Consider the following 23987-nt stretch of genomic DNA (forward strand, 5'->3'; position numbering starts at 1 on the left):
ACAACGACGTCATGACGATCGCGACCCAACAACCCGCGCCCACCACCGAAACCGTCCTGGCCCGGATCCGGGCCATCTTGCCGTTGCTCGCGAAGAACGCCGCGCAGGGTGAGACCGACCGGCGGGTCACCGAAGAGAGCATCGCCGCGCTGACCGACGCCGGTGCGTTCAAGATCGCCCAGCCTCGCCGCTACGGCGGCTACGGCCTGCCCGTGCGGTCGATGCTCGAAGTGTCCGCGGCGGTCGGCGAGGCCGACGGCGGTACCGCCTGGGTCGTCGCCCTGAGCAACGTCTGCGCGTGGCTGGCCGGGCTCTTCAGCCGGCAGGCGCAGGACGACGTCTGGGGCGCGAACCCGGACGCGAAGGTCTCCGGCGTCCTCGCGCCGACCGCCGAGACGACCAAAGTGGACGGTGGCTACCGCGTCACCGGGCGCTGGTACTACAACTCCGGCTCCTGGCACGCCGACTGGGCCGGCGTCGGCATCCCGCTGACCGACGAGCGCGGCGAGGTCGTCGACCAGGGGATGGCGCTGATCCCGCGCACCGACCTCGGGCTCGAGGAGACGTGGTTCGTCGCCGGGATGCGCTCGTCCGGCTCGAACTGCCTGATCGCGCGGGACGTCTTCGTGCCCGATCACCGCGTGATGTCCGTGCCGCCCGCGATCGCCGGGCGGTACGCCGTGGAGGAGCCCGAAGAAGACCTCTACCGGGCCGCGTTCGTGCCCACCCTCGCGCTCGTGCTCGCCGGCCCGCAGCTCGGCCTCGGCCGCGCGGCGCTGCGGATGGTGCGGGAGAAGGCCGCCCGCAAGGCGATCTCCTACACCGCCTACACCACCCAGGCCGAGTCGGCCGCCTTCCAGCTGCAGCTCGCCGAGGCCGCGATGCGGATCGACACGGCGCACCTGCACGTCTTCCGCGCGGCCGACGACATCGACACCGCCGCCGCGAACCGCACCTACCCCGACGCCGAGCTGCGGGCCCGCGTGCGCGCGGACACCGGCTGGGCCGTCGAGAACGTCACGAAGGCGTTCGACGTCCTGCTGTCCGCCCACGGCGCGGGCAGCTTCGCCGAGGCCAACCCGCTGCAGCGGATGTGGCGCGACTCGGCCGTCGCCGCGCGGCACGCGATCGTGCTGCCCGCCGTCGGCTACGAGGTCTACGGCAAGGCCTTGCTCGGCCGCGACGACCAGATCACCCCGCTCGTCTGACCCGAAGGAGCCCGTGATGGCCCTGCACCGCCTCACGAAGATCACCGTCGGCGTGCCGAACGTCGACGAGACCGCGAAGTACTACACCGAGTTCGGCCTGACCCCGACCGGCTCGGGGTTCGCCACCGCCGACGGCGGCGAGCAGCTCGAACTGCGCCCCAGCGCGCAGCGGCGGCTGCTCACCCTCGGCGTCGGCGCCGACGACCCGGACGACCTGGACCGCGTCGCCGCGTCGCTGGCCCGCCTCGACCTCGGCAGCCGGCGCGTCGGCGACGCCCTGCACACCAAGGACCCGGTGACCGGCCTCGACGTCGTCGTCTCGGTGGCGCCGCGGCTGCGGCAGGAGCCGCCGGAACCGGTGGCCTACAACCAGCCCGGTGCGGCGCGCCGGGCCAACGTCCGCGCGCCGGCCATCGACCGGGAGCAGGCCGTCCGCCCGCGCAAGCTCGGGCACGTCGTGTTCGGCTCGACCGACCAGGCCGCCACCCAGAAGTTCTTCACCGAGGGGCTCGGCTTCAAGGTCAGCGACGAGGCCCCCGGCTTCGCCTCCTTCATGCGCTGCTCGACCGATCACCACAACGTGCTCGTCCAGCAGGCGCCGGTGAGCTTCCTGCACCACACGTCCTGGGAGGTCGACGACGTCGACGAGGTCGGCCGCGGCGCCACCGCGATGCTGCAGGGCCACCCCGAGCGGCACACGTGGGGCCTGGGCCGGCACTACATCGGCTCGAACTTCTTCTGGTACCTGCGCGACCCGGCGGGCAACTTCTCCGAATACTACTCCGACATCGACTGCATCCTGGAGGACCAGATCTGGGAGCCGCGGGTGGTGGCGGGGGAGAAGAGCCTCTACGCGTGGGGACCGCCGCCCCCGCCGTCGTTCTTGGCCCCGGAGGACCTGGCCGACCTGATGACCGACGCCCACCCGGGATCCTGACGCGTGTGATCATGGAAGGATGAGCAAGCCCGTCTTCGTGCAGCCCAACCTCGACGGCCCGGCGATCGAGCTTGCCGGCGTGGAGGTGCACGTCGGCCGGACGCCGCTGGTGTCGGGCGTCGACTGGCGGGTGGACTACGGCCAGCGCTGGGTGGTGCTGGGCCGCAACGGCGCCGGCAAGTCGACGATCCTGTCCGTGGCCTCGACCCAGCGGTTTCCCAGCGCGGGCACCGCGGTGGTGCTCGGGCACCGGATGGGCGCGGTCGACCTGCGGGACATCCGGACGCACATCGGGTTCGTCGGCGCGAACCAGCGGCTGCCCGACGCGGAGAACCACAACGCGCACACGGTGGTGCTGACCGGCTACAGCGGCAGTGTGCTGCCGCTGTGGGAGCGCTACGACGACACGATCCGCGACCGCGCGGCGAAGCTCCTGGAGCTGGTCGGGTGCGCCGGCCTCGGCGACCGGCCGGTGCGGGTGTGTTCGCAGGGCGAACGCGCCCGCGTCCGGCTGGCCCGGGCGCTGATGGCCGACCCGCTGCTGCTCCTGCTGGACGAGCCGTTCGCCGGCTTGGACATGCCGGGCCGCGAGGACCTGCTGCTGGCGCTGGAGAACCTGACCCGGGCCCAGCCGGAGCTGGCCACGGTGACGGTGACGCACCACCTGGAGGAGATCCCGGCGACGGCAACGCACGCCCTGCTGGTGCGCCGCGGCGCGGTGACGGCCGCCGGCCCGATCGACGAAGTCCTGACGAACGACGGCCTGTCGGCGTGTTACGAGCGAGAGGTCGAGGTCCACCGGCTCAACGGCCGGTGGGTGGCGCACGCCCGCGCGGCTAGCTGAACAGCTCCGCCAACGGGCTGTGGTCGAGGCCGTCGAGCAGGGCCGCGGGGTCTTCGTAGGTCGCCACCGCGCCCGCTTCGGTCAGCTCCGCCGCGCTGACGCCGCCCGAGAGCACGGCGACGGTGCGCACGCCCGCCTTGGTGGCGGCGTGGACGTCCCAGACGGAGTCGCCGACGAAGATCGTGTCGCCCGGCTCGGTTCCCGCGCGCTCCAGCGCGGCGTACACCGGCTCCGGGTCGGGCTTGGTGGCCTCGACGTCCTCGCCTGCGACGATGCCCGTGACGACGTCGTCGACGTCGAGGATCTTGCGCATGACGTCCAGCTCGTCGGGCCCGGCCGACGTCGCCAGGAGCACGCGCACCCCGTGCCCGGCGATGACGCGGATCAGCGCGGCGGCCTGGTCGAAGGGCCGGAGCATCCCGGCCGTCTCGAGGTAGAAGCGGCTGTGGAGGTCTTCGAGCCGGTCGCCGAGCTCGTCGGCGTCGGCTTGCCCGAGCAGGTCGGCGAGCAGCTTGCCGGACCCCATCCCGATCGCGCGGTGGACGCGCCAGGAGTCGACGTCGCGGCCCAGCTCGCGGAACGCGCGTTGCCAGGCGTGGACGTGCAGGTAGTTGGAGTCGACGAGCGTGCCGTCGAGGTCGAAGAGCACAGCGGTGGCGATGGCGATCCCTCCTTCGGACGCTCTGGTGGTACCCGGCGGGGCGACCGCGAAACGTCGCTTCGGCCGTTGTGGCGACGTGCGTCACGCGGGGAACATTTCCGCAGGCCGTGCGTTGTACAGACTGTCGGTACGGTGGTGTCCCCGGGCCTCACCCACAGCCTTCACGGAATGCCAGTCCGGCTGGAGCCGTGTAGCGCCACTTGCCGCGAGGCGACCCCCGTACCGACGCTTTGTCTCCCGCTTCTGCTCGCAGGTACCCCCAGCCTTCGCCGAGCGGGAGCGGGTCCTTTTTGTCCATTGTGGACCCGTTTCTTCGAGCGTGCGCTGTCGAGCACTCCGTACTTCACCCAGCCGTGGCGATCGGCGTGGGTACCCCTCCGCCATGGGGCAGGCGGTGGAGCGCGGCTCGCCCGTTGGGCGGGGTTGCGCCGGGAGGACGGGAGGCTACGCTGCGAGGGTACGGTTCAGGCAACAGCCGTTACCCCCATTCCGGTCTGCGTCCGAGCGGGACTCCCGCCCGGCACTTCAATCTGTGAACGAAGGCGTCTGCCGATGTTGGTTGTGCAGCACCCCGCGACGGCGATCCCCGTGACCCGCGCGGGCGCCGGTGCGTTCGATATCAAGGTGATCCGCCCCTACTTCGGTGCCGTGATGGTCCGGATCCGGGGCGCCCTCGCCGAAGAGAGCGCCGCCCAGCTCGAGGCCGTCCTGGCCACCTGGGCCCACCGCAAGTTCCCGGTCCTGGTGCTCGACCTCTCGGCGGTCGACCTCCTGGACGCGGCCGGCCTCGACGCGCTGGTCGACATCCAGGCCCGGACGCAGCGCGAGAGCACCACCCTGCGCGTCGTCACGGGCGACAACCGCGTCGTGCGCCGGGCCCTCTCCGACACCGGGCTCGACCACGAGCTCAACGTCAGCCCGCTGCCCGCCGGCTGGGAGCGCGCGACGGAGATCCCCGTCTGACCCAGGTGGCGTGAGCCCCGGCTCCCGGGTGAGACTTCCCGGGTGATCACCACCATGCGGGCCTTCGTGCTCACCGGCCCGCGGGCGTTCTCGGTGCAGGACGTCCCGGTGCCCGAAGCCGTCCCCGGCGAGGTGGTCGTCGACGTCGAACGCGCCGGCGTCTGCGGCACCGACGTCGAGTTCTTCACCGGCGAGATGGCCTACCTGCACCAGGGCCACTCGGCGTACCCGATGCGGCTGGGTCACGAGTGGGCCGGCACCGTCTCGGCCGTCGGCGCCGGCGTCGACCCGGCGTGGCTCGGGCGCCGCGTCATGGGCGACACCATGCTCGGCGATCAGACGTGCCGCCGCTGCCGCAAAGGCCACCAGCACACCTGCGCGCGCCGCGAGGAAGTCGGCATCCGCGGCGGGCGGCCCGGCGCGCTGGCCGAACGGATCGCCGTCCCCGCGTGGTCGCTGCACGCGCTGCCCGATTCCGTCGACGCCGTCCTCGGCGCCCTGGTCGAGCCGGGTGGCAACGCTCTGCGCGCGGCGCAGGCCGCCGCCGTCGGGCCCGGCGATCGCGCGCTGGTGCTGGGGCCCGGGACGATCGGGCTGCTCGTGGCCCTGTTCCTGCGCGCGGCCGGCGCCGAGGTGCACCTGCTCGGACGCGACGAGCCCACCCTCGCCTTCGCCCGCACCCTCGGCTTCGCGCACGCCTGGACCCGCGGCACGCTCCCGGATTCGTCCTTCGACGCGGTCGTCGACGCGTCCAACGCCGTCGAGCTGCCCGCGCTGGCCCTCGACCTGGTCGAACCGGCCGGCCGGGCCGTCTACATCGGACTGGCCGGGCAGCCCAGCCTGATCGACACCCGCGAGCTGGTCCTGAAGGACGTCACGGCCGTCGGCATCCTGTCCGCGTCACCGGGCCTGGCCGACACGATCGCCGCGTACGCGAGCGGCGCCGTCGACCCGCGGCCGCTGGTCGCGGCGACCGTCGGGCTCGACGACGTCGGCGCCGTCCTCGCCGGGGAGCACCACGCCGGTCCCGGACCGAAGGTCCACGTCGATCCGCGCCGCTAGTCGAGCCGCAGGATCGTTTCCTCGATCTCCGCGCCCCGGGCGTTCGCGTACCCGGTGTCGGTGCCGACGACGGTGAAGCCCGCCCGCTGCAGGACTCGCAACGACCCGGCGTTGTCGCTGGCGGCGCGCGCGTGCAGCGGCCGGACCTCGACCGCGTCGAGCAGCAGGGCAAGCGCTTGCCCGGCGATGCCCTGCCCCCACACCGACCGGTCGATCCAATACGTGATCTCCGTGTCGCCCTCCATGACGAACGCGGCGATGCTGCCGACGAGGACGCCGTCGCGGGTCACCGCGCGGTGGGTGATCCCGGCGGAGAACCGCACCTTCGCCATGTGCGCGTCGAACGCTTCGCGGTCGTCGGGGTCCTTGTGGGTGAACGCGGCCATCCGGACCGCCTCGGGGTCGCGCTGCTGCTCGAACAACGCGTCGAGATCGGCGTCTTCGACCGGCCGGAGTGCTATCGCTGCCACCGGCTCAGGATAGGCCGAGCAGCCGGATCGCGTTGTCCTTCAGGATCATCGGCCGGACCTCGTCCTTGATGTCCAGTTCGGCGAAGTCCGCCAGCCAGCGGTCCGGCGTGATGACCGGGAAGTCCGAGCCGAACAGGACCTTGCGCTTCAGCAGCGTGTTGGCCGCGCGGACCAGCTGCGGCGGGAAGTACTTCGGCGACCAGCCGGACAGGTCGATGTACACGTTGGCCTTGTGCGTCGCCACCGAGATCGCCTCGTCCTGCCACGGCACCGACGGGTGCGCCAGGATGATCGTCAGGTGCGGGAAGTCGGCGGCGACGTCGTCGAGCAGCATCGGGTTCGAGTAACGCAGCTTGATGCCGCGCCCGCCCGGCAGGCCCGCGCCGATCCCGGTCTGGCCGGTGTGGAACAGCGCCGGGACGCCGAGCTCGCCGATCGCCTCGTAGAGCGGGTAGAACCGCGGGTCGTTCGGCTCGAAACCCTGCAGGCTGGGGTGGAACTTGAACCCGCGGACGCCGTGCTCGGTGACGAGCCGGCGCGCGCGGTGCACGGCGGCCTTGCCGGAGTGCGGGTCGACCGAGCCGAACGGGATGAGCACGTCGGGGTGCGCGGCGGCCGCGTCGGCGATCTCCTCGCTCGACAGCGCGGGATGCCCGGTCGCGGCGGGCGCCTCGACGGTGAACACGACCGCGGCCATCTTGCGGGCGCGGTAGTGCTCGGCGATCGCCGTCACGGTCGGCGTCCGGTCCTGGTCGGCGCGGAAGTACTTCGCGGACGCGTCGAGCAGCTCCTGGTCCAGCGCGAAGCAGCCGTGGCCGTCCTGCTCGACGTGGGTGTGGACGTCGAGGGCGGTCAGTGCGGAAAGATCCACCGGTATCTCCAGGTCAGGGCAGGTCGGGCTGCGCGGCCTTGGCGGCCAGCAGCTGGTCGAGGACGGCGTCGCGCGCGGCGACGAGCCGGGCTTGGTCGGTGTCGGCCAGTTCGGCGTCCACCCCGGAGATGAGCGTCTCGGCGAGTTCCGGCGTCAGGTGGACCTGGCCCAGGTCGCGCCACCATTCTTCGGTGGGCGGGCCGAGGTGCCGCAGGACGTGCGCCAGGCCGCCGGCGCCGCCGGACAGGTGCTGGTTGACGAACGGGCCGAGCACCGCCCACCGCAGCCCGGGCCCGTACGCGATCGCCGTGTCGATGTCGGCGACCGTCGCGACCCCGCGTTCGACCAGCGAATACGCCTCCTGCCACAGCGCGGCCTGCAGCCGGTTCGCGACGTGGCCGGGCAGCTCGCGCGTCAGCCGGATCGGGCGTTTGCCCACCGAGGTGTAGAACTCCACGGCCCGGTCGACGACCTCGGGCGCGGTGTCGCGGCCGGGCACGACCTCGACGAGCGGGATCAGGTGCGGCGGGTTGAACGGGTGCCCGATCACGACCCGCTCGGGGTGACGCGGGCAGCCGCGGGCGATGACGCTGGGCAGCAGCCCGGACGAGCTGCTCGCCAGGATCACGTCCGGCCGCGCGGCCTCGTCGAGGACGCCGAACAACGCGTGCTTGACGTCTTCGCGCTCCGGACCGTTCTCCTGAACGAAGTCCGCGGCGGCGGCCGCTTCGCCGGCGTCATCGACGAACCGCAGGCGATCCGTCGACACGCCTTCGAGCGCACTGCGCAGCCGTTCTTCGGCGCCGGACGCCGGATCGGTGGCGACGACGTCGTGGCCGTGGGCGAGGAAGAGGCCCGCCCAGCTCGCGCCGATCACGCCGGTACCGACCACCGCGACGGTGCTCATGCGCGCGCCCGGAAGTGGTCGAGGGCGGTGGGATCGGCCAGGACGTCCCGGCCGACGACGTCTTCGGGGCGGGCGCCGAGCAGGAGTTTCTTCACGGGCAGCTCCAGTTTCTTCCCGGTGCGGTTGCGCGGGATCACCGGGACGGCGGTGATCTCGTCGGGCACGTGCCGCGGCGACAGCGCGCTCTTCAACGCGCTCTTGATGCGGTGGCGCAGGTCGTCGTCCAGCGCGCCGTCGTGCAGGACGACGTAGAGGCGGAGGTCGCCGTTGCCGCCCGCCGGGTCTTCGAGGTGCACGACGAGGGAGTCGTCGATCTCCGGCAGCTCCTCGACGACCGTGTAGAACTCGGCGGTGCCGAGCCGGACGCCGCCGCGGTTGAGCGTGGCGTCGGAGCGGCCGGCGATGACGCAGCCGCCGTCTGGTGAGAAGCGCACCCAGTCGCCGTGCCGCCAGACGCCGGGGTAGTCGGCGAAGTACGTTGCGCGGTACCGGGAATCCGGGTCGGTGACCGGGAGGTCGCCCCAGAAGGCGACCGGCATCGACGGCATCGGCGCGGTGATCACGAGTTCGCCCAGCTCACCGACCACCGGCTCGCCGCGCTCGTCGAACGCCCGCGCGTCGACTCCCAGACAGGGGCCCGAGATCTCGCCGGCCCACACCGGTTGCAGCGGGCTGCCCTGGACGATCCCGCTGCAGACGTCGGTGCCGCCGCTGCCGACGTTGAGCAGGACGTCGGGGAACCGGTCGGCGACCCACCGGTAGCCCTCGGCGGGCAGCGGGCTGCCCGCCGCGCCGATCTGGCGCAACGCCGACAGGTCCAGATCCGCCGCCGGGTCGAGGTCCGCTTTCCGGCACGCCATCAGAAAACCCGGGCTCGCGCCCAGCAGCGTCGCGCGGGTTTCGGCAGCGAGACGCCACTGCCAGGCCAGGTCCGGGTGCAGCGGGTTGCCGTCGACCAGCACGATCGACGCGCCGGTCAGCAGCCCGGACACGAGCGCGTTCCACATCATCCAGGCGGTGGTGGAGAACCACAGCAGCCGGTCGCCGGGCCGCAGGTCCCAGCTGAGGCCGTGGTTCTTGAGGTGTTCCAGCAGCAACCCGCCGTGACCGTGCACGATCGGCTTCGGTTTGCCGGTGGTGCCGGAGGAGAACAGCACGCACAGCGGGTGCGCGAACCCGACCGGCTCGAAGCCCGGCTCGCCCGGCTGGTCCAGCAACTCCGCCCAGCCGGTGGCGTCGTCGCCGTACCCGACCCGGACGACGTGCTCCACGGTCGGCAGCCCGGCCACGATGTCGGCGACCTCGCCGCGGCGGTCGACGTCCTTGGTGCCGTACCGGTACCCCGAGACGGTCAGCAGCACCTTCGGCTCGACCTGCCCGAACCGGTCGAGCACCGCGCGGGCCCCGAACTCCGGCGCGCAGGACGCCCACACCGCGCCGAGGCTCGCCGTGGCCAGGTACGCGACGACGGCTTCCGGGATGTTCGGCAGGTAGGCCACGACGCGGTCGCCGCGTCCGACGCCCAGCCGCCTGAGACCGGCGCGGGCCCTGGCCACCTGGTCACGCAGCTGCGCCCAGGTCAGCTCTTCTCGCGGACGCGTCTGCGAATACGCGATGACGGCGACCTCGTCGTCGGGCCGGTGGCTGAGGGCGTGCTCGGCGTAGTTGAGCGTCGCGCCCGGGAACCACTCGGTGCCCGGCATGCGCGGATCCGGGACGACCGCCGTCTCCGGCGTGTGGAAGCGGACGCCGAAGTAGTCGCGGATCGACGACCAGAAGCCGTCGAGATCGGTCACCGACCAGCGGTGCAGGCTCGCGTAGTCCTCGAAGCCGAGGCCGCGGTGGGTGGTCAGCCAGCCGAGGTAGCGGCCGATCTCCGTGGTGTCGCGGACGTCGGCGGCGACCGGGCGCAGCGGCGTCACCGGGCGACCTTCGCCGCGCGCTTGTCGAGGAACGCCCGCATCCGGTCCTGGGCCTCGGTGCTGCCGGTGGCGACCGCCGCCATCAGCGCCTCCAGCAGGTAGCCCTCCGCCGGGTTGGCCTCGGCGATGCGCGGCAGCGCCTGCAGCACCGCGAACGTCGTGATCGGCGACGTCGTGGCGATCTTGCGGGCCAGGCCGAGCGCGTGCTCCAGGCCTTCGCCCGGCTCGACGCGGTAGTGCGACAGGCCGGCCGCGTGGCCCTCGTCGGCGTCGAGGACGCGGCCGGTGAGCATCAGGTCGGTCATCCGGTGGGCGCCGATCAGCCGCGGCACCCGCACCGAGCCGCCGCCGCCGACGAACAGGCCGCGCTGGCCCTCCGGCAGCGCGTAGAACGCCGTCGACTCGGCGACGCGGATGTGCGTGGCCGACGCGAGTTCGAGACCGCCGCCGATGACCGCGCCCTTGAGCACCGCGACGACCGGGACGCGGCCGCGCTCGATCCGTTCGAAGGCGCGGTGCCACATCATCGAGTGCTGCAGGCCCTCGAACGCGTCCCGCTCGGTCAGCTCCGAGAGGTCGAGCCCGGCGGAGAAGTGGTCGCCTTCGGCGTCGAGCACGACGGCTTTCACCTCAGCCGGCGGGTTGCCGAAGAAGGTTTCGAGGGCCAGGACGGTGGCGTCGTCGAGCGCGTTGCGCTTCTTCGGCCGCGACAGCCGCAGCACCGCGACGTCGTCGTGCAGTTCGAGGTGCAGCGTGCTGGTCATGCGGCTCCGTAGGTTTGGGCGGCTTGCCGGCGCAGTTCGACGCGGCGGATCTTGCCGGTGGCGTTGCGCGGCAACGCTTTGACGAACCGGACGTACTTCGGCACCTTGTACCGGGCCAGGTGCGCTTCGAGGTGGGCGCGGAACGCGGCTTCGTCCGGCTCCGCGCCGTCGCGGGCCACGACGTAGGCGGCGCCGACCTCGCCCCAGCGCTCGTCCGGCACGCCGACCACGGCACAGGCGTCGACGGCGTCGAGCTGGACGGCGATCGCCTCGATCTCGGCGGGGTAGACGTTCTCGCCGCCGGAGATGATCAGGTCCTTGACCCGGTCGACGATGTGGGCCCAGCCGTCGTCCTCGACGCGGACGACGTCGCCGGTGCGGAACCAGTGCGCGCCGGCGAAGCTCGCGGCCGTCTCCTCGGGCCGGTTCCAGTAGCCGTCGAAGACGTGCGGGCCGCGCACGAGCAGTTCGGCGGGCTCGGCGCTCAGCGGCTTGCCGCCGTCGGCGGCCACGTCGGTGAAGAAGTGCGGCACGCCCGCGGCGACCGGGTGGTCGAGCGTGCCGTCGTGGGTGGCCATGAAGACGCCGGGGGAGGCCTCGGTCATGCCGTAGCCCTGCAGCAGCCGGACGCCGCGGTCGAGCCACGCCCGCGCGACGCGTTCGGCCACCGGCGAGCCGCCGTAGAGGACGCAGGTCAGCGAGCTGAGGTCGGTGGCCGCCCACGTTTCGTGGCGGCACATCATCTCCAGCATCGTGGGGACGGCGGAGAAGCTCGTGATCCCGGCTTCGGCGATGCGCGCGAGGATCGTCCCGGCGTCGAACCTGGCGACCGGCTCGACGCTGCCGCCCTTGAACAGCGTCGGCAGCGTGATCTGGCCCAGGCCCACGCAGTGGAACAGCGGCGCGATGCAGAGGGCCTTGTCGGTGCCGAGGACGTCCAGGTGGGCGAGCTGGTTGACGGTGTTCCAGGTCAGGTTGCCGTGGGTGAGGACCGCCGCCTTCGGGCGGCCGGTGGTGCCGGAGGTGTAGAGCAGCAGGCACGGGTCGTCGAGGCCGACGTCCGGGTCCGGCGGCGGTCCGTCCCCGTCGCCGCCGGCCGGTATCACGCGCAGGTCGTGGGGTCCGGCCGCCGCGACGAGGGCGTCGGCGTCCGGGCTGTGCACGAGGACCGACGCGCCGCTGTCGCCGAGCATGTAGCGGATCTCGGCGGGGGCGAGCCGGTAGTTGAGCGGCACGAAGATCGCGCCGCAGCGGGCGGTGGCGAAGAGCGTCTCGAACACGGCGATGTCGTTGACGCCGAGGTAGGCGACGCGATCGCCGGGTCGCACGCCGCGCCGGGTCAGGTTGCCGGCCAGGCGGTCGACGCGGCCGGCGAGCTGCGCGTAGGTGAGGGTGCGCCCGGCCTGCGTCAGCGCGACGCGGCCCGGGTCGATCCGGGCACGCCGCGCGGGCCAGCTGCCCAGGCCGAAGTCCGCGCTCATCGCCACGCCTCCTGATATCAGGGAACCTGATAAGACTCAGGATGCGCGCGGACCGCGGCGGGTGTCAAGGGGTCAGCGGCGCACGACGCGCAGGTCGGCCACCTCCAGCAGGCCGTCGAGATCGACGTGCCCCTTGAGCTGCCGCGGGTCCGGCACCAGCCCTTCCGCGCGCACGACGTCCAGCAGGCGGCTGGCCAGCGGCAGCACCATGTGACGGCCCCAGCAGCGTTCACTCACGTGGCCGAACGGCAGGTAACCCGGCTGGGTGTCGGCGTCCAGGTCCGCCCAGCGCTCGGGGCGGAACTCGTCCGGGTCGTCCCAGAGCGCGGGGGAGCGGTGGCTGACGATCGGCAGCAGCAGGACGTCGTCACCAGGGGTGATCCGCGCGTCGACCTCGGTGTACTCGGGCGAGCGGACGCGCAGGATGTTCCACGACGGCGGCAGCAGCCGCAGGGCTTCGTCGAGCACGTGCTCGTTCGGGACGTCGTCGGCGAACGGCGCGCCGAGCCAGACCGCGTTGGTGACCAGGGCGGCGACGGTGAAGCAGATCGGCGCGGCGACGCGCCGGTAGAGGTACATCCGGAAGCGCCGCTCGGCGAAGCCGTCCGCCGCGAGGACCTGGCGCGCGAGGGTGGACAGCTCCCGGCCCTCGGGGGACGGCGGGAGCACCGCGGACCCGGTGGTGACGGCCGACCAGGTCAGCTTCGGGGTCAGCTCCAGCCGCCGGTCGACGAGCGTCCGGAACCGGCGGGTTTCGCGGCCGAAGACCAGGTCACGCAGGTGGGCGTGCGGCACGGCCGGCCACTTCCCGGTGAGGTCGAGCCGGCCCGTGGGCTTCTTCAGGGCGGCCCGGACGTCCGCGCCGACGGCCTGCATCAGGCTCGCGGACTCCGTCCGGGTGACGCGCCGGCCGAGGACGGGCTTGAACGTGGGCCGTTCTTCGGCGTTCGCCGGGCGGGCCAGGAGCAGGGCGTTCATCAGATCGGGGTCCGCGACGCCGATGGTGTCCGGTTCGAGCCGGAAGAGCTCGCCGCCCCGGTGCTCCCGCAGCAGCCGGTCGATCCGGGGCGCGAAGACGGTGCGTTTTGTCCGGTTACCGGCGGCGATGACCACTCTTCCGTGCTCCTTCGAGAGAATCGGTGGGCCGGTTCCGGGATGCCCGGAACCGGCCCGATCCGGTGCTGAAGATCAGATCCAGCCGTACCAGGCGTAGGCCTTCAGGCTCTTTGCGGGGAGCGCTTTCTTGACGAGCCGAACCAGCTTCACCGACGTCCTCCTTCGTTCGTGTGAAAGGGATCCCGCGTCCGCGATCATCCGGGGACCACATTACGGGGACGGTGTGCCGGTTGGTCAAGAACGAACTTGCGGTTGTCCATTCCCTGTCCGGTCACCGGTGAGCGGGAATGCCCTACGAACGTCGGTGTTGATCGAATTCGCCTTCGATGCTACGGAATGGATTTACACACACGTATTTCATTCTTCACATTCGTGTCTCCGGCGGCATGTTCGAGACGGCCCTCGGGTGGGTAGCCAGGGGGTGTGGTGGGCGACGTCCGCCGAAACGAGTGGAGAGGTGAAGCCATGGGCGACGCTGCGGTCGGGCAACGAGTGAAGACGGCGGCGGCCGGCGTGCGAGAGCTCGCCGTCGAGGCCGCGCGAGTGGGCGCGGACGCGGCCGCGCGGGCGGTGGAGATCACCGACCGGAAGCTGACCGAGGGGGCCGACGAGCTGGCCCAGGTCGGCCGCAAGGCGACGAAGGACTTCGACAAGGGCACGAAGGCGTCCCGCCGTGAGCTGCGGGTGAACTCCGTCGCGGCGCGCGACGAGGTGCTGGCCCGCGCGGTGAAGATGCGCGACCCGGGCCGCAAGGCCGCCGAGGCGGTCGCGGCCGTCGTCGGCTCGCGGGGTGATTCCAGCCGCAAGCGCCGCAAGACGGTGGCGACGGCGAAGAGGGACCTGACGGCGGCGCTGGCCGAGGCCAAGAGCGCGGCCAAGGGCGAGCGGTCGAAGAAGGCCCGCTGGCCGTGGCTGCTGGGCATCGCGGTCCTCGCCGCGGGTGCGGCGGCGGTGCTGCGCGCCAAGCGGGGCAACCCGCTGGCGGAACCGCAGCTCCACGAGGCCGACGCGGCCGCGGAGAAGGCGGCCGCGCAGGCCAACGGCAGCGCGCCGAAGCCGCCGGTGACCCCGGCGACACCGCCGCCGGCCCCGCAGAACGGCACGAAGACCCCGGTGGCCAAGCCCCCGGCGGCGCCGACGAGCGGTGTGAAGCCCGCGGCCGTCCCGCCGAAGCCGGCGGTGACCCCGCCGAAGCCCGCGCCGAGCCCGGAGAACAGCCCGAAGAAGTAAGCAGTACGCACGAAAGGCTCCGCGACGCACCAGGTGTGCGTCGCGGAGCCTTTTGCGTTCACCCGCACAACAACGCGGCGCGCACGTCTCAGCGGGGTTTCAGCTGGTCCGAGCCCCGAGCCCCGAGCCCCGAGCCCCGAGCCCCGAGCCCCGAGCCCCGAGCCCCGAGCCCCGAGCCCCGAGCCCCGAGCCCCGAGCCCCGAGCCCCGCCCGCCTCCGGCCCGGTCTGAGCGCTCGCGCGCGCCGTCCCGACCGGCGCCGCGAAGCCGGATAGCTCCGGTTCACGAAGCTCCCGCCGACCCGGGACCGGGTGTGGCTGGCCGCGAGGCGCCCTAGGCGGTCGCCCGCACCAGCGGTAGGAACAGCTCGTCGACGATCGCCTCGATGCGCTCGGGCTTCGGGGGTTCGAGGCCCATCACCAGGTCGTGGCGGACCAGGTCGAACGGCATGTCGAGTACCGCTGTGGGGATGCGCGCCAGGTCGATCTCGCCGCGGTGGTGGGCGCGCTGGTAGAGGGCCCGGCCGTGGGGGAGTGGCTGGTCGCCCATGACCTGGTCGCGGACCTGCGCCGGGGTCAGGCCGGTGTCGGCGAGCAGCCCCGCGAAGGCCGTGGCCACGGCGATGGCGAAGAACGCGGCCAGTGCTTCGCTCGCGGCCGTCAGCTGGGCGATCAGGTCGCCGCGCAGGGTGCCGGTGTCGGGTTGCGCGACCGGGTGGGCGCCCCGGTGGTGCTCGATCGCGGCGAGCACCAGCCGGTCCTTGTTGGCCCAGCGGCGGTAGAGCACGGCCTCGCTGGTGCGGGCGCGGACCGCGATCGACTCCATGGTCAGGCGGCCGTAACCGACCTCGACCAGCTCGTCCCACCCGGCGGTGAGCAGCGCGGCCTCGAGCTGCTTGCCGTGACGGCGACGGCGTGCGGGTTCGGCTGACTCGGTGACCACCCGGCCCACGATAGAAAGCCTTTCCTTTCTTGGCAAGTCACTCTACTCTAGCGTTAGAAAGAGATTCCTTTCTTGAGACGGAGGACGAGATGACCACGGTGCTGATCGCCGGCGCGGGCCCGACCGGGTTGACGCTGGCCTGCGTGCTCGCCCGCGGCGGCGTCCCCTTCCGCCTGGTCGACGCCGCTCCCGGTCCGCAGCCCGGCTCGCGCGGCAAGGGCGTCCAGCCGCGCAGCCTCGAGGTGTTCGACGATCTCGGCGTCGTCGAGCGGGTGCTCGCACACGGCCGGATGGCGATGCCGATCCGGACGACCGCGCCCGACGGCCGGGTGACGTCGAGCGCTACCGAGCCGGTCGCGGCGCGCCCCGACATCCCGTACCCCGCGAGCCTGATCACGCCCGAGTGGCGGATCGAGGAAACGCTGCGGCTCCGGCTCACGGAACTCGGCGGCGCGGTCGAGTTCGGCACCGCGCTCGAGAGCTTCGAGCAGTCGGACGACGGCGTGTCGGCGGTCGTCGTCCGGGACGGCGAGACCGAGACGGTCACCGCGCGCTGGCTGGTCGGCTGCGACGGCGGCCACAGCGTCGTCCGCAAGCAGGCCGGTATCGCGTTCGAGGGCGAGACCCGGGACGCGGTGCGGATGATCGTCGCCGACGTCGAGGTCGACGGCCTCGATCGCGACGCCTGGCACATGTGGCGCCACGAAGACGGCATGGTCAACCTCTGCCCGCTGCCCTCGACCGGCGTCTTCCAGTACCAGGCCAGCGTCGCACCGGGGCAGGATCCCGAGCCGGGCCTCGCGAACATGCAGGCAATCCTCGACCGGCGCAGCGGCCGCGCGGACATCCGGCTCCACGAACCGGCGTGGACGTCGTTGTGGCGCGCCAACATCCGCCTCGTCGACCGCTACCGCGCGGGGCGGGTGTTCCTCGCCGGCGACGCGGCGCACATCCACTCGCCCGCCGGCGGCCAGGGGATGAACACCGGCATCCAGGACTCGTACAACCTCGGCTGGAAGCTCGCGGCGGTCGCGAACGGCGCGTCGCCGGCGCTGCTCGACACCTACGAGGCCGAGCGCCGCCCGGTCGCGGCCGGGGTGCTCGCGCTGTCGGACGCGCGTCTCAAGGACGCGATCGAGCAGAAGGGCCTCGTCGTCCGCAGCGACGCGAGCACGAAGCAGCTCGGCGTCGGCTACCGCGACTCCGCCTTGGCCCGCGACGACCGCGACGAGACCGCGCGGCTGCGTGCCGGCGACCGCGCCCCCGACGCGACCGGGCTGACGACGCCGGAAGGCGAACGCCGGCTGTTCGACCTGACCCGCGGCGGCCGCTTCACGCTGCTGAGTTTCGGCGCCACACCATCGATCGACGTCACGACCTTCCGCGTCGTCGAAGCACCGGCCGCCCCCGGCGAGGTGGCCGACACCGAAGGCCTCCTCGCCGACGCGTACGGCGCGGGTGCCCGCACCCTCGTGCTGATCCGCCCCGACGGTTACATCGCCCTGATCTCCGACGCGGGCGACGCCTCGGCGGTCGCGGGCTACCTCGCCGAGATGGTCGGCGGTACCCAGTGCTAGGAGGTGGGATCAGGGGGCCGGCCCGCTCGGCCCGCCGGGCATTGCCACCGGACTCCGGGTATTCGTGTTTTGCGAACAACGCGCACACTTGGTGGCATTTCCGCGAGGTATTTTCCGGCCGTCGCCGGGACAGTTGTGGTCGAGGCTCGCGGGCGCTTGGACATAAATGGTCGCGACGCCGGTACGTCGATGGCCGGCACGGCTCTGACCTGTGTCGATGGTGATCGACGCACGGGACATAAATGGCGCGGTACCGGGACGTTCCAAAACGACCAGGCGTGAATGCTCCGAAAGGTGGAATGGATTCCTGCGGCGATACCGAAAAGGCTCCGCCGCGGGTACTCTCCCCTCGTTCCCACAGAACGTTCTGCGGAACGACACCATCTTGCGGTCGAGTTCGAAGACCGGTCCCCGGAGGTTAAGCGCGTATGGCGACCCCGACGTCCGTCCCCGCCGAGACAGACTTTCGGCACCAGAGCTGCGTCTACGGCAGCGACGCGGAGTTCCTCGCGATGGCGGTCCCCTTCGCGCGGGACGGGCTCTGCCGGGGCGAGCCGGTGCTCGTCGGCACGACGGAGGCCAACCAGGAGCTGCTCGACGACGTGCTGGGCGCCGACGCGGGCAGGATCGTCCTGGTCGAGCCGGCCTGCTTCGATCGCCGTCCGCCGCAGCTCGCGGCCGCGCTGCACCGGTACTGGACGCGCTACCGGTCGACGGCGCCGGGCAGCACCGTGCGCGTGCTCGCCGAACCGGCCCGCGTCGGCGCGGCCGGGTGGCCGCACACCGAGGCCGGGTTCAACGTGGCCCTCGCCGACACCGGGATCTGGATGCTCTGCCCGTACGACACCAGGATCTTCGAGGCCGGCGCGATCGAGGACGCCCGGCGCGCGCACCCGGAGCTGCTCGTCGGCGGCAGGGCCGAGCCGTCCGCGCAGTTCGCCGCGCCCGAGCGGGTCGAGGGCCTTCCCGCGTCCCCGCCGCCGCTCGGCGAAGCCGCCGACATCTTCCGCTTCGAGGGCGACCTGGTCGCCGTGCGGCGCTACGTGCTCGAGAAGGCCGGCCCGCTGCTGCGGCCCGAGAACGCCGTGGCCATGTTCGGCATCGCCGTCGGCGAGGCCATCACCTACCTGACCGAGCACGGCATCGGCCGCGCGGCCGTGTGGGTCCGCCCGGCCGCCGGGCGCGTGGTCTGCACGCTGCACAGCGACGAGCCGCTCGACCTGCCGCCGTTCTTCGGGTCGCGGCCGCCGGACCTGCGTTGCTCCGACACCGGGCTGTGGCTGACCGACCAGATCTGCGAGTGGCTCGACATCAGCTCCGACGCGTCGGGGTGCACCATCGAGCTGGCGACGCCGGGATCGTGGGCGAGCGAGAACTGACGGCCGGACACTTGTGTCCGCGGCGGGCTCAGCGCAGCGGCACGTCGCCGAACTGCTCCTGGATCCGGCGCAGCTCACGCAGCCGCGGCTCGGTCTGCCCGCCGATCCAGCGGTTCACCGTCTTCACCGACACCCCGAGCCGCCGCGCGGCGGCCTCCCGGGTGGTGCCCGTGCGGCGCAGCGCCTCCGTCATCCACTCGGCGAAGCTCTCCGCCGCCTCGCCGGGTTCTTCCGGAACCGGCGTTTCCGGCGCGGCGGGATCCAGGTGCGCCGTCGCCGAGGGCAAGACGTCGAACTCGACCCGGCCGGGGTATTTCCGGCACGAGATTTCGATCATTCCCGCCGGGCCCGCGGCGGCCAGCAACGTGCGGAGGATCGTGTTTCCGACTTCGCGATCTTCCGCTTCGGCCAGTGGTGAGTCCGCGAGGCAACCGCGGAGGAATTCCCGGATTTCCGGAACCGCTGACGGCCTCGCCGGGAAAACCTTCGTGCTGACCTCGACCGATACCACCTCGATCGCCTCGCCGCGCGACAGACCAGCCGACTCAACCACTCGAAGTGCCCCTTCCGGTGGCCTCCGAGTGTAGCCGTGCGGGGGAATTTCCCCGACCCCGGAACGGAGTAGCGCGTCGCCCCGGTTCTGTCGCGACCGGACCGGACACTCTTGCCGCCACTGCCGGACAGGTCTACGGTGAGCGTCCGTCGGGCCGTCCCGAGGCGGGATTTCCTGAACTTCCCGAGCCTTCAGAGGTGCGCATCGATGGACAGGGCCCCGCAGCACGGCAACGGCCCGCCGGCCGACTCCGCGAATGACCCACCCACCGTCCACATTCTCTGGATGAATGGCGGGCTGAGCTGCGACGGCGAATCGGTGGCGTTGACCGCGGCGAGCCAGCCCAGTATCGAAGAGATCGTTCTCGGCGGCCTTCCCGGCTTGCCGAAGATCGAAATGCACTGGCCGTTCCTCGATTTCCAGTGCGGTCCCGAACGGACGCGGGACAGTTTCATCGAGTGGTGGCACAAAGCCGATCGCGGCGAACTCGACCCGTTCATCCTGGTGATCGAAGGCTCGATCGCCGACGAGACGAACAAGACCGAGGGTTTCTGGTCCGGGTTCGGCAACGACCCGCTCACCGGCCAGCCCGTGACGGCCAGCGAATGGCTCGACCGGCTGGCCCCCAAGGCGATGGCGGTCATGGCCGTCGGCACCTGCGCGGCGTACGGCGGCATCCACGCCATGGCGGGCAACCCGACCGGCGCGATGGGCGTGCCCGACTACCTCGGCTGGGACTGGCGCTCCAAGGCCGGCCTGCCGATCGTGTGCGTCCCCGGCTGCCCCGCCCAGCCCGACAACCTTTCGGAGACCATCCTGCACCTGCTCTTCCAGGCGTCCGGCCGGGCGCCGGTGATCGCCGTCGACGAGGCGCTGCGTCCGAAGTGGCTGTTCCAGAACACCGTCCACGAAGGCTGCGACCGGGCCGGGTACTACGAGCAGGACGAGTTCGCCGAGCAGCACGGTTCGCCGAAGTGCCTGGTCAAACTCGGCTGCTGGGGCCAGGTCGTCAAGTGCAACGTGCCCAAGCGCGGCTGGATCAACGGCGTCGGCGGCTGCCCGAACGTCGGCGGCATCTGCATCGGCTGCACCATGCCGGGCTTCCCCGACAAGTTCATGCCCTTCATGGAGGACCCGGCGGGCGCCGGCGCCCCGGCCGCGGCGAGCACCGTGTCGGGCTCGGCGATCCGCATCCTGCGGGAGATCCGGACCAAGCCGGGTGCCGACGAGCCGCAGAGCACGCCGTCGCGGGCCACCAGCTGGTGACGCCGATGCCTTCCGTCCGCGCCGTCGGCGACCGCGTCGAAGAACTGCTGGACCTCTACGGCGAAGGCCTCGCCCGGATCGCCGGTCTCCTGCGCGTGCGCGACCCGGCCCTGCTCGACGAGCTCGCCGGCGACGGCCTGCTGGCCGGGCTCCTGGTGCTGCACGACCTGCACCCGCACGACGCGGGCACCCGCGTCCGCCTGGCCCTGGACCGGCTCGGCACCGACGCCGAATTCCTGGGCGTCGACGACGGCGTCGCGCGGGTGCGGGTGGCCCGCGGCCGCGGTTGTGGTGCCGCGGCGGCCGACGCGCTGCTCGAAACGGCGGTCCTCGACGCCGCCCCGGAGCTCACCGGCGTCGAGCTGACCGAGCCCGCGGCGCTCTTCCAGATCGGCATGGGCCCGCCGCCCGGCTGGGGGCCGGCCGCGGAAGGGCGGGCTTCATGAGCTCCCGCACCGGTTTCCCGCACCGCGCGGACCAGCCGGGCCCGGTGCCGGAGCAGCGTTCGGCGTGGCTGGAGAAGTGCGAGCTGTGCGGGACGCCGGTCGCCTCGCGCCACGGCCACCTGGTCGACACCGGCCGCCGCGGCCTGCTGTGCGCGTGCCGGGCTTGCTTCTTGCTCTTCATCGAAAGCCACCGCGGCGACCCCCGCTACCGCGCGGTGCCCGAGCGGTACCTGTGGGATCCGGACCGCCCGGTGGCCGCCATCGACTGGGCCGGCCTCGGCATCCCGGCGGGCTTCGCGTTCTTCCTGCGCCGCGGGGCGGGCGTCGCGGCGTTCCACCCGGGCCCGGCGGGAGCCGCCGAAAGCCTGGTGACCCTCGACCTCTGGACCGAACTGTCCGCCGGCCACCCGCTGCTCGCGGCGGCCGAGCCCGAGGTCGAGGCGATCCTGTTCCACGACGCCGGGTGCGGCACGGACTGCTACCTGGTCCCCGTCGACGTCTGCTACCGCCTGGTCGGTACGGTCCGCCGCTACTGGACGGGCCCCGACGGCGGTCCCCGCGTCCACGAGCGCGTCGACGAGCTGTTCGAAGAGATCCGGGAGCGGGCCCGGCCGCTGCCCCGGGCGTGACCCCGCCCTCACTTCGTTCACCGGGCTCCCTCACCACCGGCGGCGCTCCTCTACCGTGACGATCACGTTGTCTACGCCGACGCGGTGATCGTCGCGTCCGAGCATGTCTGGTCGTTCCCCGTGCCTTCAGTTCCGCTGTTCCCGCGTGCGCGCCCGGCGTGGCTCTCGCCGAAGGTCGCCCGCACCGAGGTCCTCGCCGGGCTGGTCGTCGCGCTCGCGCTGATCCCCGAAGCGATCTCGTTCTCGATCATCGCCGGGGTCGACCCGCGGATCGGGCTGTGCGCGTCGTTCACGATGGCCGTGGTGATCTCGGTCGCCGGCGGGCGCGCGGCGATGATCTCCGCGGCCACCGGCGCGATCGCCCTCGTCGTCGCGCCGCTCGCCCGGGAGCACGGCCTGGGCTACCTCGTCGCCACGGTCATCCTCGGCGGCCTGTTCCAGATCGTGCTCGGCTCCCTCGGCGTCGCGAAGCTGATGCGGTTCGTGCCGCGCAGCGTGATGGTCGGCTTCGTCAACGCCCTGGCCATCCTGATCTTCCTGGCGCAGGTGCCGGAGCTGATCGACGTCCCGTGGCCGGTCTACCCGCTGTTCGCCGCCGGGCTGCTGATCATGGTGCTGCTCCCGAAGCTGACCCGGGCCGTCCCGGCGCCGCTGGTGGCCATCGTCGCGCTCACGGCGTTGACGATCGCCGCCGGGATCACCGTCCCGACGGTGGGGGACAAGGGCGCGCTGCCGTCGTCGCTGCCGGTCCCCGGCGTGCCGGACGTGCCGTTCACCTGGGCCACCCTCACCCTGCTGGCGCCCTACGCGCTGGCGTTCGCGCTGGTCGGGCTGATGGAGTCGCTGATGACCGCGAAGCTCGTCGACGACCTCACCGACACCCGCTCCAGCAAGACCCGCGAGGCGATCGGGCAGGGCGTCGCCAACGTCGTCACCGGGATCTTCGGCGGCATGGGCGGCTGCGCGATGATCGGCCAGACCATGATCAACGTCAAGACGGCCGGCGCGCGCACCCGGCTCTCGACGTTCCTGGCCGGGACGTTCCTGATGATCCTGTGCATCGTGTTCGGCCCGGTCGTGTCCGACATCCCGATGGCGGCGCTGATCGCGGTGATGGTGCTGGTCGCGTTCGGCACCTTCGACTGGCACAGCGTCGCCCCGGCCACGCTCAAGCGCCTGCCCGCCGGCGAGATCGGCGTCATGGTCATCACGGTCGCCGTCGTCGTGGCCACCGGCAACCTCGCCATCGGCGTGGTCGTCGGCAGCGTCCTCGCGATGGTCATCTTCGCCCGCCGGGTCGCGCGCGTCGTCGAGGTCACCGCCGTCACCGACCCGGACGGCACCCAGATCGTCTACGCGGTCGCGGGGGAGCTGTTCTTCGCCTCCAGCAACGACCTCGTCTCGCGGTTCGACTACGCCGGCGATCCGGACAGCGTGGTCGTCGACCTCACCGGGGCCCGGATCTGGGACGCCTCGACCGTCGCCGCGCTCGACGCCGTCACCGCGAAGTACGAAAGCCGCGGGAAGAGTGTGGAGATCGCCGGGCTCGACGAGCGCAGCGCGACCATGCACCGGCGGCTGTCCGGGGAGCTTCGCGCTTAACCCTTCGCGGGCACCGGCTCGTGCTTGCGGATCAGCTCCTCGCCGCGCTCGTAGTCGTCGTCGGCTTCGTGGGTGAGGACGCCGACCGCCGCGCCGTCGCGTTCGTACCAGACCGTGAAGCCGCCGCCGTCGCGCTCGACCAGGTGGGCGTGGTCGAAGCCGTCGCCCCAGGCGGCGTACTTCAGCACCCGGTCGCCGATCTCGGACCAGAAGCCCGGGACGTCGTCCCAGGTCTCGGACTCGCCGGCGGCGTTGCGGCCGGCGATCGCGCCCATGGCCAGGCCCTCGCCCCAGTGCTCGACGGCCAGGGCGCGGCCCGCGGCGGTGTTGTCCGCGAAGGCGACGTCGCCGGCCGCGAAGACGTCGGCCGCGCTGGTGCGCAGCCGGGCGTCGGTGCGGACGCGGCCCTGTTCGATCGTCAGCCCGGCCTTCTCGGCGAGCGTGCTCCGGGGGCGGATGCCGGTGGCGAGCAGGACGAGCCCGGCGTCGAGCACCGGCACCAGGTCCGAGCGGATCCGGTGCCCGGCCTCGATCGACTCCAGCGTCGTACCGCGCAGCACGCTGACGCCTTCGGCCTTGAGCCACCGCAGGATCCGGATCCCGGCGTCGCGGCCGAGGCGGGCTTCCTGCGGGACGTCCTCCTGGCAGACGACGGTCACCTGCACCCCGAGGCGCACGAGTGAAACCGCGGCCTCGCAGCCGATGAACCCGGCGCCGACGACGATCGCACTGCGCGCGTCGGACGCGACCTTCTGCAGCTCGCGCGCCGACTTCGCCGAGCGCAGCACCAGCACGTCGACGTGCTCCGCGCCGGGAATGTCCGGCCGCACGGGCTCGGCGCCGGTCGCGAGCACACAGCGGGTGAAGGCGTGCTCCAGACCGGCGGCGGTGCGCACGCGGTGGTCACCGAGCTCGATGACCGGATCGCCCAGCGAGACCGAAATGTCCTGCGAGGTGAAGAACTCTTCGCTCTCCATGCCGATGTCGTCGGTCTCGCCACGCAGGAAGTCCTTGGACAACGGCGGCCGCTCGTAGGGCGGATCGGTGTCGGCGGTGAGCAGGCGGACATCGCCGCGCCCACCGGCTTCGCGATACGCCCGGGCGGCCGACACCCCGGCCGCGCCACTGCCGATCACTACCAGGCTTTCGGAGGTCATC

General features: G+C 72.3%; 24 protein-coding genes. 12 read left to right on the forward strand and 12 right to left on the reverse strand.

Translation table 11 applies throughout. From position 1 onward, the window contains the following. Positions 1–11: 11 nt before the first annotated feature. Genes OG439_RS04820 through OG439_RS04830 form a run of 3 tightly spaced genes read left to right on the forward strand, consistent with a single transcriptional unit; the run spans position 12 to position 2989 of the window. On the forward strand, positions 12–1208 hold the full coding sequence (locus OG439_RS04820) for an acyl-CoA dehydrogenase family protein (protein ID WP_326948117.1): 1197 nt from the start codon (positions 12–14) through the stop codon (positions 1206–1208). A 16-nt stretch (positions 1209–1224) separates the two neighbouring features. Beyond that, on the forward strand, positions 1225–2145 hold the full coding sequence (locus tag OG439_RS04825) for a VOC family protein (protein WP_326948118.1): 921 nt from the start codon (positions 1225–1227) through the stop codon (positions 2143–2145). 19 nt (positions 2146–2164) lie between these two features. Then, positions 2165–2989, forward strand: a complete 825-nt coding sequence (locus OG439_RS04830) for an ABC transporter ATP-binding protein (protein WP_326948119.1) — start codon at positions 2165–2167, stop codon at positions 2987–2989. Here the strand turns inward: OG439_RS04830 and OG439_RS04835 are convergent. Further along, a complete protein-coding gene (locus OG439_RS04835) occupies positions 2982–3638 on the reverse strand; it encodes an HAD family hydrolase (RefSeq protein WP_326948120.1) in 657 nt (218 codons plus the stop codon). The genes OG439_RS04830 and OG439_RS04835 overlap by 8 nt on opposite strands. Positions 3639–4202: 564 nt before the next feature. Between OG439_RS04835 and OG439_RS04840 the strand changes: the two genes are divergently transcribed. Then, positions 4203–4613, forward strand: coding sequence for an STAS domain-containing protein (locus OG439_RS04840; protein WP_326948122.1), 411 nt, complete (start codon positions 4203–4205; stop codon positions 4611–4613). A gap of 54 nt (positions 4614–4667) precedes the next feature. Then, on the forward strand, positions 4668–5675 hold the full coding sequence (locus OG439_RS04845) for a zinc-dependent alcohol dehydrogenase (RefSeq protein WP_326951490.1): 1008 nt from the start codon (positions 4668–4670) through the stop codon (positions 5673–5675). Here the strand turns inward: OG439_RS04845 and OG439_RS04850 are convergent. The 8 genes from OG439_RS04850 to OG439_RS50005 all read right to left on the reverse strand — a co-directional run bounded on the left by OG439_RS04850 (position 5672) and on the right by OG439_RS50005 (position 13404). Beyond that, the gene (locus OG439_RS04850; RefSeq protein WP_326948124.1) at positions 5672–6145 is read right to left on the reverse strand and encodes a GNAT family N-acetyltransferase; all 474 of its coding nucleotides are present in this window, start codon (positions 6143–6145) and stop codon (positions 5672–5674) included. The genes OG439_RS04845 and OG439_RS04850 overlap by 4 nt on opposite strands. Before the next feature lie 4 nt (positions 6146–6149). Further along, the gene (couO, locus tag OG439_RS04855) at positions 6150–7016 is read right to left on the reverse strand and encodes a 4-hydroxyphenyl-beta-ketoacyl-CoA hydrolase (protein ID WP_326948125.1); all 867 of its coding nucleotides are present in this window, start codon (positions 7014–7016) and stop codon (positions 6150–6152) included. Between the two features lie 13 nt (positions 7017–7029). Then, a complete protein-coding gene (locus OG439_RS04860) occupies positions 7030–7923 on the reverse strand; it encodes a 3-hydroxyacyl-CoA dehydrogenase NAD-binding domain-containing protein (protein ID WP_326948126.1) in 894 nt (297 codons plus the stop codon). After that, the gene (locus OG439_RS04865; RefSeq protein WP_326948127.1) at positions 7920–9845 is read right to left on the reverse strand and encodes an acetoacetate--CoA ligase; all 1926 of its coding nucleotides are present in this window, start codon (positions 9843–9845) and stop codon (positions 7920–7922) included. Before OG439_RS04865 ends, OG439_RS04860 begins: the two co-directional genes overlap by 4 nt. Continuing rightward, positions 9842–10609, reverse strand: a complete 768-nt coding sequence (locus tag OG439_RS04870) for a crotonase/enoyl-CoA hydratase family protein (protein ID WP_247049648.1) — start codon at positions 10607–10609, stop codon at positions 9842–9844. Before OG439_RS04870 ends, OG439_RS04865 begins: the two co-directional genes overlap by 4 nt. Next, a complete protein-coding gene (locus tag OG439_RS04875) occupies positions 10606–12090 on the reverse strand; it encodes an acyl-CoA synthetase (RefSeq protein ID WP_326948128.1) in 1485 nt (494 codons plus the stop codon). Before OG439_RS04875 ends, OG439_RS04870 begins: the two co-directional genes overlap by 4 nt. 72 nt (positions 12091–12162) lie before the next feature. Next, positions 12163–13203, reverse strand: coding sequence for a cytochrome P450 (locus OG439_RS04880; RefSeq protein WP_326948129.1), 1041 nt, complete (start codon positions 13201–13203; stop codon positions 12163–12165). A 75-nt stretch (positions 13204–13278) separates the two neighbouring features. Continuing rightward, complete coding sequence (locus tag OG439_RS50005; protein WP_371827495.1) at positions 13279–13404, reverse strand: tryptorubin family RiPP precursor; 126 nt, start codon at positions 13402–13404, stop codon at positions 13279–13281. A gap of 267 nt (positions 13405–13671) precedes the next feature. Here OG439_RS50005 and OG439_RS04885 point away from each other — a divergent pair, with 267 nt between their 5' ends. After that, positions 13672–14436, forward strand: a complete 765-nt coding sequence (locus tag OG439_RS04885) for a hypothetical protein (protein WP_326948130.1) — start codon at positions 13672–13674, stop codon at positions 14434–14436. Positions 14437–14768: 332 nt separating this feature from the next. On the opposite strand, the gene OG439_RS04890 is transcribed toward OG439_RS04885, so the two are convergent. Beyond that, positions 14769–15377 (reverse strand): TetR/AcrR family transcriptional regulator, encoded by a 609-nt coding sequence (locus OG439_RS04890; RefSeq protein WP_326948131.1) that lies wholly within the window; start codon positions 15375–15377, stop codon positions 14769–14771. An 89-nt stretch (positions 15378–15466) separates the two neighbouring features. On the opposite strand from OG439_RS04890, the gene OG439_RS04895 reads away from it, so the two are divergent. Both OG439_RS04895 and OG439_RS04900 read left to right on the forward strand, forming a co-directional pair. Further along, on the forward strand, positions 15467–16954 hold the full coding sequence (locus OG439_RS04895) for an FAD-dependent oxidoreductase (protein ID WP_326948132.1): 1488 nt from the start codon (positions 15467–15469) through the stop codon (positions 16952–16954). Between the two features lie 428 nt (positions 16955–17382). Beyond that, positions 17383–18333 carry an MEDS domain-containing protein gene (locus tag OG439_RS04900; RefSeq protein WP_326948133.1) on the forward strand — a complete coding sequence of 317 codons (951 nt, stop codon included), beginning with the start codon at positions 17383–17385 and terminating at the stop codon, positions 18331–18333. A gap of 28 nt (positions 18334–18361) precedes the next feature. Here OG439_RS04900 and OG439_RS04905 read toward each other — a convergent pair whose 3' ends face one another. Beyond that, complete coding sequence (locus OG439_RS04905) at positions 18362–18697, reverse strand: helix-turn-helix domain-containing protein (protein ID WP_326948134.1); 336 nt, start codon at positions 18695–18697, stop codon at positions 18362–18364. 396 nt (positions 18698–19093) lie between these two features. Between OG439_RS04905 and OG439_RS04910 the strand changes: the two genes are divergently transcribed. The 4 genes from OG439_RS04910 to OG439_RS04925 all read left to right on the forward strand — a co-directional run bounded on the left by OG439_RS04910 (position 19094) and on the right by OG439_RS04925 (position 22829). Further along, positions 19094–20152 (forward strand): hydrogenase expression protein HypE, encoded by a 1059-nt coding sequence (locus tag OG439_RS04910; protein WP_326948135.1) that lies wholly within the window; start codon positions 19094–19096, stop codon positions 20150–20152. 5 nt (positions 20153–20157) lie between these two features. Next, positions 20158–20598, forward strand: a complete 441-nt coding sequence (locus OG439_RS04915) for a NifU family protein (protein WP_326948136.1) — start codon at positions 20158–20160, stop codon at positions 20596–20598. Next, a complete protein-coding gene (locus tag OG439_RS04920; RefSeq protein WP_326948137.1) occupies positions 20595–21227 on the forward strand; it encodes a DUF5947 family protein in 633 nt (210 codons plus the stop codon). The genes OG439_RS04915 and OG439_RS04920 overlap by 4 nt, the downstream gene beginning before the upstream one ends. A gap of 120 nt (positions 21228–21347) precedes the next feature. Beyond that, a complete protein-coding gene (locus OG439_RS04925; protein WP_326948138.1) occupies positions 21348–22829 on the forward strand; it encodes a SulP family inorganic anion transporter in 1482 nt (493 codons plus the stop codon). Here OG439_RS04925 and OG439_RS04930 read toward each other — a convergent pair. Further along, on the reverse strand, positions 22826–23986 hold the full coding sequence (locus tag OG439_RS04930; protein WP_326948139.1) for an NAD(P)/FAD-dependent oxidoreductase: 1161 nt from the start codon (positions 23984–23986) through the stop codon (positions 22826–22828). The two genes, OG439_RS04925 and OG439_RS04930, sit on opposite strands and share 4 nt — an antisense overlap. Between the last annotated feature and the right edge of the window lies 1 nt (position 23987).

Origin of the sequence: Amycolatopsis sp. NBC_01307, assembly GCF_035975215.1 — a bacterium.
GTDB lineage: Bacteria > Actinomycetota > Actinomycetes > Mycobacteriales > Pseudonocardiaceae > Amycolatopsis.